Origin of the sequence: Pokkaliibacter sp. CJK22405 (genome assembly GCF_046614695.1) — a bacterium.
In the GTDB taxonomy this organism is placed as follows: domain Bacteria; phylum Pseudomonadota; class Gammaproteobacteria; order Pseudomonadales; family Balneatricaceae; genus Pokkaliibacter.
Genome location: NZ_JBKKHQ010000016.1, coordinates 151,414 through 163,842 on the forward strand (window position 1 = coordinate 151,414; position 12,429 = coordinate 163,842).

At 56.6% G+C, this 12,429-nt stretch carries 12 protein-coding genes; 3 read left to right on the top strand and 9 right to left on the bottom strand.

Annotated elements, in window-relative coordinates:
* The first annotated feature begins 45 nt into the window (after positions 1–45).
* Complete coding sequence (locus tag ACKC9G_RS12625) at positions 46–1,092, top strand: threonine aldolase family protein (protein ID WP_411405880.1); 1,047 nt, start codon at positions 46–48, stop codon at positions 1,090–1,092.
* An 81-nt stretch (positions 1,093–1,173) separates the two neighbouring features.
* On the opposite strand, the gene ACKC9G_RS12630 is transcribed toward ACKC9G_RS12625, so the two are convergent.
* The 6 genes from ACKC9G_RS12630 to ACKC9G_RS12655 form a co-directional block, all read right to left on the bottom strand.
* On the bottom strand, positions 1,174–2,307 hold the full coding sequence (locus tag ACKC9G_RS12630; RefSeq protein WP_411405882.1) for a mandelate racemase/muconate lactonizing enzyme family protein: 1,134 nt from the start codon (positions 2,305–2,307) through the stop codon (positions 1,174–1,176).
* Between the two features lie 7 nt (positions 2,308–2,314).
* Complete coding sequence (lhpI, locus tag ACKC9G_RS12635; protein ID WP_411405884.1) at positions 2,315–3,259, bottom strand: bifunctional Delta(1)-pyrroline-2-carboxylate/Delta(1)-piperideine-2-carboxylate reductase; 945 nt, start codon at positions 3,257–3,259, stop codon at positions 2,315–2,317.
* A 69-nt stretch (positions 3,260–3,328) separates the two neighbouring features.
* The gene (locus ACKC9G_RS12640) at positions 3,329–4,099 is read right to left on the bottom strand and encodes an amino acid ABC transporter ATP-binding protein (RefSeq protein ID WP_411405886.1); all 771 of its coding nucleotides are present in this window, start codon (positions 4,097–4,099) and stop codon (positions 3,329–3,331) included.
* A gap of 1 nt (position 4,100) precedes the next feature.
* Entirely contained in the window at positions 4,101–4,853 is a 753-nt protein-coding gene (locus ACKC9G_RS12645; RefSeq protein ID WP_411405888.1) for an amino acid ABC transporter permease, read from the bottom strand.
* 1 nt (position 4,854) lies between these two features.
* Entirely contained in the window at positions 4,855–5,529 is a 675-nt protein-coding gene (locus ACKC9G_RS12650; protein ID WP_411405890.1) for an amino acid ABC transporter permease, read from the bottom strand.
* A 69-nt stretch (positions 5,530–5,598) separates the two neighbouring features.
* Positions 5,599–6,438: a transporter substrate-binding domain-containing protein gene (locus ACKC9G_RS12655; protein ID WP_411405892.1), complete on the bottom strand. Its 840-nt coding sequence runs from the start codon at positions 6,436–6,438 to the stop codon at positions 5,599–5,601.
* Between the two features lie 329 nt (positions 6,439–6,767).
* Between ACKC9G_RS12655 and ACKC9G_RS12660 the strand changes: the two genes are divergently transcribed.
* Positions 6,768–7,475, top strand: a complete 708-nt coding sequence (locus ACKC9G_RS12660; RefSeq protein ID WP_411405894.1) for a FadR/GntR family transcriptional regulator — start codon at positions 6,768–6,770, stop codon at positions 7,473–7,475.
* Positions 7,476–7,574: 99 nt separating this feature from the next.
* Here the strand turns inward: ACKC9G_RS12660 and ACKC9G_RS12665 are convergent, their stop codons facing one another.
* From ACKC9G_RS12665 to ACKC9G_RS12675, 3 genes are all read right to left on the bottom strand, one after another.
* Entirely contained in the window at positions 7,575–8,396 is an 822-nt protein-coding gene (locus ACKC9G_RS12665; protein WP_411405896.1) for a formate/nitrite transporter family protein, read from the bottom strand.
* 313 nt (positions 8,397–8,709) lie between these two features.
* Positions 8,710–9,546 carry an AraC family transcriptional regulator gene (locus ACKC9G_RS12670; protein ID WP_411405898.1) on the bottom strand — a complete coding sequence of 279 codons (837 nt, stop codon included), beginning with the start codon at positions 9,544–9,546 and terminating at the stop codon, positions 8,710–8,712.
* Between the two features lie 150 nt (positions 9,547–9,696).
* On the bottom strand, positions 9,697–11,316 hold the full coding sequence (locus ACKC9G_RS12675; RefSeq protein ID WP_411405900.1) for a methyl-accepting chemotaxis protein: 1,620 nt from the start codon (positions 11,314–11,316) through the stop codon (positions 9,697–9,699).
* Between the two features lie 451 nt (positions 11,317–11,767).
* On the opposite strand from ACKC9G_RS12675, the gene nfsB reads away from it, so the two are divergent.
* Positions 11,768–12,424 (top strand): oxygen-insensitive NAD(P)H nitroreductase, encoded by a 657-nt coding sequence (nfsB, locus tag ACKC9G_RS12680; RefSeq protein WP_411405902.1) that lies wholly within the window; start codon positions 11,768–11,770, stop codon positions 12,422–12,424.
* Positions 12,425–12,429 lie beyond the last annotated feature (5 nt).

Here is a 12,429-nt window from a genome sequence, read left to right on the forward strand (position 1 = left end):
ACGTCACACTGGTGTTAATGCGATTTAAACCAAGGAGTTACCCTCATGAGTTCTTCTCTGCGTCCTGCCTTTCACAGTGACAATGTGGCGGGGGCTTCCATGGAAGTGCTGAACGCCATTGTTGAGTCCTCGGCAGGCAGTGCGGTGCCCTATGGCAATGACCCACTGACCGAGCGCGTCGAGCAGCAGCTGGCGGAAATTTTTGAGTGTGAACTGAGCGCCTTTCTGGTGCCAACAGGCACCGCTGCCAACTGTCTGGCGCTGAGTACGCTGACGCCTCCCTGGGGTGCGATTCTTTGCCACCCTGAAAGCCACATTAATAACGATGAAAACACCGCGCCTGAGTTTTTCACCGGCGGTGCCCGTCTGATCGAGGTTTCAGGGGATAACGGCAAGCTCAACCCTTCGCGTCTGGTGGAACAGCTAAGCCATAAAAAAGGCGATGTGCATTCCGCACAGCCGCTGGCGGTGTCGATCACGCAGGTAACGGAAACCGGCAGCGTTTATCGTCTGGAAGAAATCCAGACCATCGGCGCTCTGTGTAAAGAAGCCCAGGTGCCCCTGCATATGGATGGCGCCCGCTTTGCCAATGCACTGGCGGCGCTGGGCTGTACTCCGGCAGAGATGACCTGGAAAGCCGGCGTCACCGCACTGAGTTTTGGTGCCACCAAAAACGGTGTGCTGGGCGCTGAAGCGGTGATCATGTTCGATAAGAAATACGCGCAGGAAATGGGTTTTCGCCGTAAGCGCAGTGGTCATCTGTTCTCCAAGATGCGTCTGCTTTCCGCGCAGATGAATGCCTACCTGAGCAATGGCCTGTGGATGCGCAATGCCACTCATGCCAATGCCATGGCAGCGCGACTGGCCAAAGGGCTGAGTGGTTTACCCGGCGTGGAAGCCGTGGGGCGCAGTGATGCCAATATCCTGTTCTTCCGTTTCCCACGGACACTGATTCAGAACCTGCAATCCGAAGGCTACGGTTTTTACACCGGACGCTGGGAGCCGGGTGTTGTGCGCATGGTGACGTCGTTCGCCACCACAGAAGCTGATGTCGATGCCTTTATCGAAGGTGCTAGCAAGGCGCTGCGCTAGGTCGCGAGCAGTGTGATAAAAAACGCCCCGCAGGAGAGTCTTCCCGGGGCGTTTTTTATAGATGGCATTTAGCGCGCAGGCTTAAAACACCTCGGACATCAACGTGATGTCACTGCCATCAGGCTGTTTGCCGAGCTTCGGTAGCGCCAGGCCCAGGCCGGGGGCGTTACTGAGGTGTGCCATGCCCTGGCTGACCGAGCCAAGCTCGCCCAGATAGAGCTCTTTCAGGTGATCGTGGTAGCAGTGGTATTCCGCCGACACCACATTGCTGCTGGCGGCGCTAAAGTGCAGCGTGGCTGCCTGAACCACCGCCGTGGAGAAGCATTGGGGCGTCGTGCGGATGCCCTTGTCGGCCGCCAGTGCGTCCAACTCCAGTGCGCCGGAGATACCGCCGATCAGCGGTAGGCAGAACTGCAGATAACTGACCGCATTGGTGTTCAGTAGCTCACTGAATATCGCGGGCTGAAACTCGGCTTCCGAGGCAATAACCTTCACACCGCTCTGATTAAGCTCTGCCATTGCTTCGAGATAGTGGGCCGGTAGGGGTGACTGCATGGCGCTGACTTCAAAGGCCGCAAGGCGTTTCCACAGATCCTGGGCGGAGCTGAGCGTCAGCTGATTCACCGCATCGACCCATAACATCGACGACTCGCCAAGGCCTTCACGTACCGCTGCCACACGTTCAAGATCCAGAGCGCGGCCTTCCCCGGCAATTTTCATTTTCATGCCGGTAAAGCCCTGATCGATATAGCTTCGGGCTTCATCGCGAAGATCACTCAGGGAGTAATCATCCCGGTACAGGCCACCGCTGGCGTACACCGGCGCACTGGCCCGTGTGCCACCCAGCAGCTGCCAGAGTGGTTGCTGGTGTAACTGTCCAAACGCATCCCACAGGGCGATGTCCACTGCGCTCCAGGCCGCTGAGCGCTCGCGGGTGCGAAGCTCGGTTTGCAGGCGGCAGATCAGAGGGGCGATCTCCCTGGGCGAATTCACTTCGCAGCCCAGCAGCGCCGGGGCAATCTCGTCGCTCAGGGTTTGCAGTATGCCATCGACGCCGTAGTAGCCGGACCAGGCCTCGCCCAGTCCGACAATGCCGTCGTCCAGCTCAATCATCAGCAGGGGGGCGCGGCGTTCCGTCCAGCGAAAGGCCGGATTCCAGGCTTTACCATCCAGCTTTCGGGAAAACTGCCACACGGCGATGCGTTGGATTTTCATAACGGCTTCAGTCCGTCAGATGCAGTGACTTAAGAGCGGTTCGGGCGGCAGCGAGATCCCAGGCAGCGGTGCCCACGCTTTTGAACACCAGAGGCTGCTGGGTGGGTGTCGTCCCCTTAAGCATAGCAGCCAGAGAATGTACCTGCGTCCAGTCGATACCGGCCTGAATCAGGTCGCCCGCTTCATGGCGCGCACCGGCGGGGTCATCCGCAATCAGGGTGCTGCCTGCCAGTGTGTCGGCGCCAATCTCGGCCATTTCCGGCTTGAATGCGCCGACACCAATCACCAGTCGACCTTCCTGCGCGGGCAGGTTGTAAAGAGGCGTGGTGCTGGTGGTAACAAGAATAATGACCTCGGCCTGCTCGGGAAGTTCCTGACCGCAGGCTTTAAGATGTCCGTGCAGATGCTGATAGCGCTTGCAGAATGCCTGAGAGGATTCCAGCGTACGCCCGGCAACCCAGAGTGTCGCTTTCGGATAGAAGGCATTGATGGCCTGCACGTGATAACGCGCCTGCACGCCGGTGCCGTACATCACGATGTGCTTTGGCGCTTCGCTCAGGGCGGTGCGCATGGCCAGCAGGGTGACTCCCGCTGTGCGGCGGCCGGTGACTTCCGGGCCATCCAGCAGGCACTGGATTTTACCGGTCACGGCATCGCAGACGGTCACAGAGCTGTGGATGGTGGGCAGATCAAAATCGGCATTACCGGGGTGAACATTCACCAGTTTGTGAATACCAATATCGTGCGCCGTGGCGGGCATGCTGAGCATGACTCCACCATTGCCCATGGGTACAACCATGCGCTCGGGGCTTAAAATCCTGCCGGCTTCAAGCTCCAGAGCGGCATCAGCGATGGCATCGACCAGCTGATGGAAGTCCAGCAGTTCGGCGGTGCGGGCGCGGTCACAGGCGATCAGAAGATCATCGTGCTGTGGGGTAGAAGTGCTGCTCATTGAAGGCTCCGTTGACTGGCTGAATCTTGTTGTGTTGATCAGTTGACGTTGTGCTGTGGCTTCAGGGGCTTAGCCCGCATGAATGTCCGACAGGAATTTCTGCGCCCGTGGATGGTTTGGTGCGGTAAAGAAGGCCTCAGGATCAGCCACTTCAAGCAGCTGCCCCTGGTCCATAAACCAGACCTCGTCCGAGACATCGCGGGCAAATTTCATTTCATGGGTAACGCACACCATAGTCATGCCTTCGCTGGCGAGGGCTTTCATGACCGACAGTACTTCGCCCACCATTTCCGGATCAAGGGCGCTGGTCGGTTCATCAAACAGCATCACCGGTGGCTTCATCGCCAATGCCCGGGCGATGGCAACACGCTGCTGCTGGCCGCCGGAAAGCTGGTTCGGGTAGGCCTCGGCTTTGTGGGCCAGGCCGACTTTTTCCAGTAGTTCATGGGCCAGTGCGCGGGTCTCGCGGGCATCGGCCTTGTTGACCCACAAGGGGCCACAGGTCACATTCTCCAGCACCGACAGATGCGGAAAGAGGTTGAACTGCTGGAACACAAAACCAATGTGGCTGCGCAGGCGGTTGATGTTGATGCCCCTGGCATGAACGTTCTCACCGTTAACGATGATGGAACCTTCATTAATGGGCTCAAGGTGATTCATGGTGCGAATCAGGGTCGACTTGCCCGAGCCTGAAGGGCCGCACAGCACCACCACTTGCCCGCGTTTGACGTCGGCGCTGACGTTGGTCAGCACGTGATGATCGCCATACCATTTCTCGACGCCACTGAGCCGGATCATGGTGTCCTGAGCGTTCTGGGGTGTGGATGAGGTCGCTGACATATCAGTGCGCTCCCGCGATAGGTTGTGGGGCTGAGTTTTTGTTAGCGGTACTTTTGTTGGCAGAACTTTGCGGCGAGTTACGACGTTCAAGGCGTTTCTCGATCACCCGGACGCTCTGGGTCAGGGCAAAGCAGATCACAAAGTAGGCCAGCGACAGCACCATAAAGACGGCGAAGGGTTGGGTCAGCAGGCTGCTGTTGACCTGATTGGCGGCGTAGGTCAGTTCATTCACACCAATGACATAGCCCAGTGAGGTGTCCTTGATGGTGGTCACGAACTGCCCGACCATGCTTGGCAGCATGTTGGCCAGCGCCTGCGGCAGAATGATGCGGCGGGTACGGGTCCAGTAACCCATGCCGAGTGCGGCGGCGGCTTCCGTCTGGCCTTTGGGCAGGGCCAGAATCCCCGCGCGAACGATCTCCGCCAGATAGACCGACTCAAATATCACCAGCGTCACAGCCATTGATGTAAAGCCGGCAATCGGCCGCCCGATGATCATCGGCACAATGAAATAAGCGCCGAAGATCAGCATGACCAGCGGAATGCTGCGGATCACAAAGCGAATCAGCGTCGCCGGATAACGAATCGCCTTAAAGGGGCTGAGCTGTGCCAGTGCCAGCAGAATACTCAGCGGCAGCGCCACACCAATACCGATGACGGACAGCAACAGGGTGGCCGCAATGCCGCCCAGCGGGCCATGGGGATAAGCGCCGACCAGAAACAGCAGCCAGTAGTCATGAATGATATCCAGCATCTTAGCGCCCCTTGATCTGCAGACGCTGGCTCAACCAGCTGCCGAAAAACAAAATGCACAGGGCGACGACCACATACATGGCGGTACTGATGCCGTAGGCTTCGAAAATCTGAAAGGTATCGCTGGCGATGTCTTTGGTGACGTAGGTAAGCTCCATCACGCCGATCACCATGGCCAGGCTGGAGGTTTTCACCAGCATGACCGAGCCGCTGACCATGGGCGGAATCGCCACCCGCAGTGCCTGAGGCAGAATCACCCGGCGCAGGGTGCCTGCGTAACTGAGGCCAATGGCGCGTGCGGCTTCATACTGGCCGCGGGGAATACTGCGCATGCCGCTTCGAATATCCTCGGCAAAGTAGGCGCCGTAGTAGAGGCCAATGGCGATCACCGCGAAAATAAACTCGCCGTTGTGGGCGTTGATCCAGTCCTGCATATCGAAAGCCAGCAGGCTGCTGACACCGAAGTACCAGATAAAAAGATGCACCAGCGGCGGGACGTTGCGCTGGTATTCAATAAAGGCCAGCACCAGAAACTCCAGTACCCGAATGCGGGTCATGCGAAGCATCGTCAGTGCCAGACTGATCACAAAGGCGGCAATCCAGCTACTCACCGAGAGCAGCAGGGTGATCAACAGCCCCTGTAGCAGGGCCGGACCATAGTCGTGCAGCAATGCCATGCCTTTTCCTCTTGCTCAATCATGCTAAAGCACTGCGATGGCCAGACAGCCACCGCAGTTATTGCCGTGTTACTCGGTAATCGGCTTGATGGTGAAGGCGCGCTTCATGTTGAAGGCGGAATCCTTGCCCAGCCATTTATCAAAAATCTGCTGGGCTTCACCCGAGGCTTCCATATCTTTCAGGGCACCATTCACGGCATCCAGCATGGCGGTTTCACCTTTACGCACGCCAAGCCCCCAGACTTCCTGGCCGACCGCAGGCTCCAGCAGCTCATACTGTGAACTCTGTGGGCCAAGCTTGTTGATCAGGCGGTGAGCCACCACTTCAGGCACGCTGAAGGCGGCTACCTTGTTCTGTACCAGCGCCGTAAAGGCGGTGGGCGTGTCTTCATAGCCGACCAGTTCAGCACCGGGCACTGACTTCTTCACGAAACCCTCGGTGATGCCGCCTTTGGTAAAGCTCACGCGTTTACCGGAGAGATCCGTGGCGGTTTTGAAGTTACGGGCTTTCTTAACGGTCAGCTTGTGGTCGCTGATGTAATAGCCGTAGGTGTAATCCACTTGTTCAGCGCGCTTGGCGGAGTAACCGAGGCCCGCTGCCAAGAGATCCATACGGCCTTGCTGCAGCTCAGGAATACGTGCTTCAACAGACACCGCTTTCACTTCGGCCTGCACCCCCAGGTGTTTGGCGATCGCCTTACAGAAGTCGACGTCATAGCCTTCCAGAGTGCGAGTGCTGATGTCGGTAAAGCCAAAGGGTTCGAAGGCGCCAAGAACACCACAGACCATTTTGCCGCTGGCCTTAACATCCGCCAGTTGATCCGCCCAGACCGGGCTCATCGCACCTGAAAGTGCGGCGGTTGCCAGGATCATTTTCACGTGGGAACGGACCTTCGTGGATTTAAACATCACAGCACTCCTCGTGCCCAATCGGGCAAACTGGTTTTTGAAATAACCACCTTGGGGTCAGGTGTTATGGGTTTTCTCTAGCGATAAGCGTGCCAGTTTGGGAAATTGGTTTATTTTCCAATCCAAAATTGGTTTATATATGGCCATTGATGCGTTGGCAAGGCGTAAAGACGCTGGGTGTTTCCGGGTTTTTGGTTTGCTTGCTAACCAGAGTGGTGCGATATTGACCCAAAGTGGTCACTAATCGTGCGTGACAGGCGATGCCGTTGGCGTTGATGACCAATCTCTATAAGGACTGATCCAAGTGGTCAAATCAAAGGACCAGAGTGATGCAATCGGATTTTCGCGCCAAACAGATCTATGAGCAGGTTGCCGACCAGATTCGCGCCGGCATTCTTAACGGCACTTATAAGGCAGGTAGCCGTTTACCCTCCGAGCGGGATCTGGCCCAGCGGCTGAAAGTCAGCCGTCCGGCGGTGCGTGAGGCCATTGGCGCCTTGCAGAATGAAGGTATTGTTGTCACTCGCCACGGTTCCGGCACCTATGTGGCTGAGCAGGTTGAAGCCAGACCTGTCCAGGAGGCCGAGCCTCGTGAGGCGGATTTCAGCCCTAACAGTACGTTGGAAGTCAGGCTGTTGATTGAGCCTGCCATTGCCCGGCTGGCCGCCCGTCGCGGCAAGAAAGACGCGATGGTCGAGAGCTATCTTGACCAGATGGCAAGCATCACCGATATCACCGATGAGAAGCAGCAGGCGCTATGGAATGAATGCGATCGCCTGTTTCACCGGCAACTGGCACTGATGACGGAGGATGCCCTTATCGTCAAGATCGCCGATGAGGTGGAAAAGAGCATGGCGCAGCCCCTGTGGAATCGTCTGCGCGATGATGGCATTTACGATCCGGCGCGTATCCAGCTGTATGTGGCTGAACACCGGCTGATTTATGAGTCCATCATCTCAGGGGATGAAGAGGGCGCCGCATTTTATGTGGAAGGGCATCTTAAGCGCGTGCAACGGGATATTAACTCCCGCGAATAACGCCGAGAAATGGGGATATAAAAAAAGCCCGGGCTTTAGTGGCACCGGGCTTTTTTATGGGATAACCCGCAGGGCAGGCTATCCGCTAAAGGCGTGAAATCAGGCGGCTTTGGAAGGTGCAACAGAGGCGCTTTCCTGAGTTGCTGCGCTGGAATCCTGCTTGCGAAGCAGTGCCAGGGTGTAAGGAATACCTACGAACACTGCGCCGCCAACCACGTTACCGAGGAAGACGGGAATCGCATTGCCGAAGTACTGAGCCCAGGTCACTTCACCAACGAAGATACCCAGTGGCACGATGAACATGTTAGCAACCACGTGCTGGAAGCCCATGGCAACGAACGCCATCACCGGGAACCACATGCCCAGAATCTTGCCTACCACTTCCTTGCTGGACAGACCCAGCCAGATGCCCAGACAAACCAGCCAGTTACAGCCGATACCGGAGACAAAGGCGTGCATGAAGTCTGCGTTAACTTTGGCTTTGGCTACGGCAACGCTTTTCGCCAGGAAGGCACCTTCTGCCAGACCCAGATAATGGCCGAAGAAGTAAGCAATAAAGACCGCACCAATAAAGTTGGCGATGGTGACGATGATCCAGTTGCGAACCAGCGCAGCCACACCAATTTTGCGGGAGAACAGTGCGGTTGCCATGTACATCATGTTACCGGTCAGCAGTTCACCACCGGCCAGAACGGTCAGGATCAGGCCCACAGGGAATACTGCAGCGCCCAGAAAGTTGCCGAAACCGGCCCATTCATGAGGAAGCTGTGCAGTGACACGGATGTCGAGCAGGAAACCCATGGCGATGAACGCACCGGCCATAAAGCCGAGGATCAGCAGGGTCAGGGTGTCGAAAGAGCTTTTACGAACGCCGGCCTGAATTACCGACTCCGTAATCTGGCTGGGAGTTTGGGTGGACATGGTTGACTCCAGAGTGAGAAATACAACATTGCCCCCGAAAAACGGAGGTCCCTCACAGCAGGGAGGAGAGCCACTGATAGGTCAGGCACACACAACAGCCTGCTGGTCATGAATTGAAACTTTATGCCATGACCTGTATCAGCTCAATTAAACGAACGAGGGTTTATGTCAAAAATGGACAGATAACAGCGTTGTTTAAAAGAAGCTAATATTTCTTATAAATGGCTGAAAAGTGCAAATAAATAACGCTAAATCGCAGGAAAATAACAAATGCAAACTTTCCTGCCAGAGAAAGACTTTTGAGCGGCAGTGATTAACTGAGCTGAGCAAAACGTGAGGGGGCAACGCCATAAGCCTGCCGGAAGGCACGGTTAAAGTGACTCTGGTCGTAAAAGCCAACGGCGGCGGCAACATCGGCAATGATGCTGTCTTTGCGCATGAGTAGCAGGCAGGCATGTTCAAGCCGCAGGCGAATCAGCCAGCCGTGGGGTGTCATGCCGGTGGATTGCTGAAAGCGGCGCAGGAACTGATAACGACTCAGGTCACAAAGTGCCGCCAGCTGATCGAGAGTGATTTTCTCGTGCAGATGGGCATAGCAATAATCGCGTACCTGTTGCCATTGTGGATGGCTTAGGGCATCGGACTCGGTATCTTCCCGGGTCGAGACGCCAAACAGCCTTGCCATGCCGGCAAGCCAGCGACCTTCCTGAACAATGCCTGACAGCTGATCACCAAGCATCATCACCGAGTGCAGGTCAGAAAGCTCAGTGCTCAGTGCCTGCTCATCCAGCAGCTCAGGCGCAACATCGGCCAGGTGGATGCGCACCTGCAGCTCTTCACTTAACTGATCCAGCAGTTCCGGGGCGAGCCGAAAGGTGCGCAGTAAATGCGCCTGAGGCTGGTGATGGCGGCCATCGTGAATCTCACCGGGGGGCATCACGGTAATCTTGCCCGGGCCGAGCAAGGTCGCCTCACCACGAATGAACTGGCTCTGCACGCCCTGCGTTACCAGGCCGATATGCATTTCCAGATGGTAATGAGGCTCGAACTCGAACTCCTGCAGCAGCGCTTCGCCAAGAATCAGCCCCGGAATCTGGGAAACCGGCTGATAACGGACGACGTCCTGAGAGGCAGGGGGGCGCTGGGCCATAAGCTCAAGCTCCGCAGATGAAGGGATGTTTTTCTATTATGAGGGGCAACGTCGCAGGAGCAAGGCGAAAGCACGCCGTTTCTGCCATTAAAAAAGCCCTGCGTAAGGATCAGGGCTTTTTGCGGAACAGGCTTGTAGATTCTTGCAGCCTCAGAGGCGGAAGACGGACACTTCCTTCTCCAGTGACTGGGCGATACCCAGCAGTTGCTCTGAAGAGCGGCTGGCCTGCTGGAAGGCGACGGCGGACTCCTGCGCCAGATCATTAATGCGCGTCAGGTTCATATCCACTTCTTTGGCGACCTGAGACTGCTCTTCCGAGGCGCTGGCGATCAGCAGGTTACGCTCGGTGATGTAGTTAACGGAATCCATGATATCGGCCAGCGCCTGATTGGCTTTTTCCGAGGCTTCCACGGAGCTGCGGGTACTGTTCAGGCTGTTTTCCATCGCGCTGACGGCACTGTTGGCACCGGTCTGGACATCCACAATCATGCTTTCAATTTCCTGCGCTGACTGCTGGGTACGCTGGGCCAGTGAGCGCACCTCATCGGCGACTACCGCAAAGCCACGGCCCTGATCCCCGGCACGGGCCGCTTCAATGGCTGCGTTCAGTGCCAGCAGGTTGGTCTGCTCGGACACCGCACGAATCACATCCAGTACGCTGCTGATGCGCAGGGCATTGTCGGACAGCTGGTTAATCTGTCCTGAGGTGTTGGTAATGCCGATGGAAAGTGCCTCGATCGCATCTTTAGTGGAGCTGACGACGGACAGGCCAGACTCCACGGAGCGAGCCGATTTCTGTGAGGCTTCCGAGGTTGAGGTGGCGTTGTTGGCGACATCCTCAATGGCGGCGGTCAGCTCGTTGACTGCCGTCGCCGCCAGATGAATCTGGTTATTCTGATGCTCGATGGTGGCCGAGTTGCTGCGGGCCGCCTCATTAATCTGGCGGGCATCGGTAGCCAGCGCTGCGCTGGCATGCTGAATTTTCTCCACAATACGGCGCAGGGACTGCTGCATATTGCTAAGGGCGGTGAGCAGCTCGGTGAGTTCATCCTTGCCTTCAGGGTTGATCGCCACGTTCAGCTCCCCTTTGGCAATGCGCTGAGCAACATTCAGTGCCTTGGCCAGCGGGGCCTTGATGCTGCGAATTGTCAGCACTGAAATCACCACGGAGATCAGCGCCATAATTACCAGAATAGTGACAAGGGAGTTACGGGAGCTGCGGTAGTCATTGCGGGCATCTTCTGCAGCATCCGCAGCACCTTGCAGGTTAACTTTTTTCAGCTCCATCAAACTTTGCGCCATCGTACTGGCGGCCTGATTCATGGCATCAATATCTTCTTCGTTCTGTGCACGGTCGGCCATCGCTGCATCAGTGACTTGCGCCTGATTCTCGACATAGACCGCACGAGCATTCAGAAATTGCTTAAGCAGGGCTTTTTCCTGCTCTGAGCTGACCAGTTCAGTGTAGTGATCAAGGTCGGTGGCGAGCTGATTGCGGGCATCGGCAATACGCTGGCGGAAGCCTTCGCGCTCCTTAGGCTCCTTCGATGTCACAATGCGCAGGGTGTTCACGCGAACCGTGGCGATGTCATCGCTGATGCTGCCAAGGGCGGTGATACTGGCAAGCCAGTTGTTCTCCAGACTGTCTGCGTTGTCCTGCATGTTGGCCAGCTGGCTGATGCTATAGAGACCAACCCCCAGCAGCACCACAAAGAAGAACCCAAAGCTTAAGGCGGTACGCAGGCCTACACTGATCGAGCGAAGGGACATAAAGCATCTCCAGAGAAACGGCTATTACTAATGAGCAGCTATCTGACTCTCTATTTCAGGCTGAAATATAAAATACAGAGTTGCCATTGAAGAGTAGCATGCGTGCAAGAAATGTGAATGCGTGGGGCGTAATAAGACTTTTGGTCGACGCAAGCCGCAGGAAAGGCAGTTAAGGACGCAGAGTGACGCTGTGAGTATCGACAAGAGTAACGCCAATAGTGACTTGATCAGGCAAGTTGCCCTCGACGATTGACGCCAGAGGACGGGCGGCGGATAGTGTTGGCCGCCTGATTCTCCATCCTGAGAATGGGCAGGCCAGCTGTCCGGGATGACAGCGCCAACTTGCGAAGTTCATCATGACAAGGCTTCAGACGGACAGACGGCTTCGCAAGCAGAATACTATGATACCGGGTGCCGCCGCCCGTCAGCGGTCCGAACCACAGGAGTTACCATGTCTTTTGCTGCCAATGCCAAGCGCCGCTACACCACCAAGGCCTTCGATGCCAGCCGCAAGATCTCGGCTGAAGTTATCGATGAGCTGAAAACCCTGCTGCATCTGAGCCCTTCCTCCGTTAACTCCCAGCCCTGGCATTTTGTGCTTTCCGGCAGCGAAGAAGGCAAAGCGCTGATCGCCAAAGGATGCCCGGCGCCTGCCTACGGCTATAACACCGAAAAAATTCTGAACGCTTCCCATGTGGTGGTGTTTTGCGCTCGTACTTCCATGGACGAAGAACACCTGCAGGCTGTTCTGGCGCAGGAAAAAGCCGATGGTCGTCTGCCGGATGAGGCGGCGGTGGCACGTCAGCACGGTGCGCGCAGTCATTATGTGAACCTGCACCGCTATACCATGAAAGATACCCAGCACTGGATGGAGAAGCAGGTCTATCTGGCAGCCGGTTCCCTGCTGACGGCAGCGGCGAATCTGGATCTGGATGCGACGCCCATCGAAGGTTTTGAACCAGCGCTGCTGGATGAAGCTCTGGGTCTGCGCGACAAGGGTCTGACTTCTGTCGTTATCGTTGCACTGGGTTACCGCGATGATGCTGACTTCAATGCGGCGCTGCCCAAATCCCGCCTGCCGGTCGAGCAGATCATCAGCGAGATCTGAGCCCT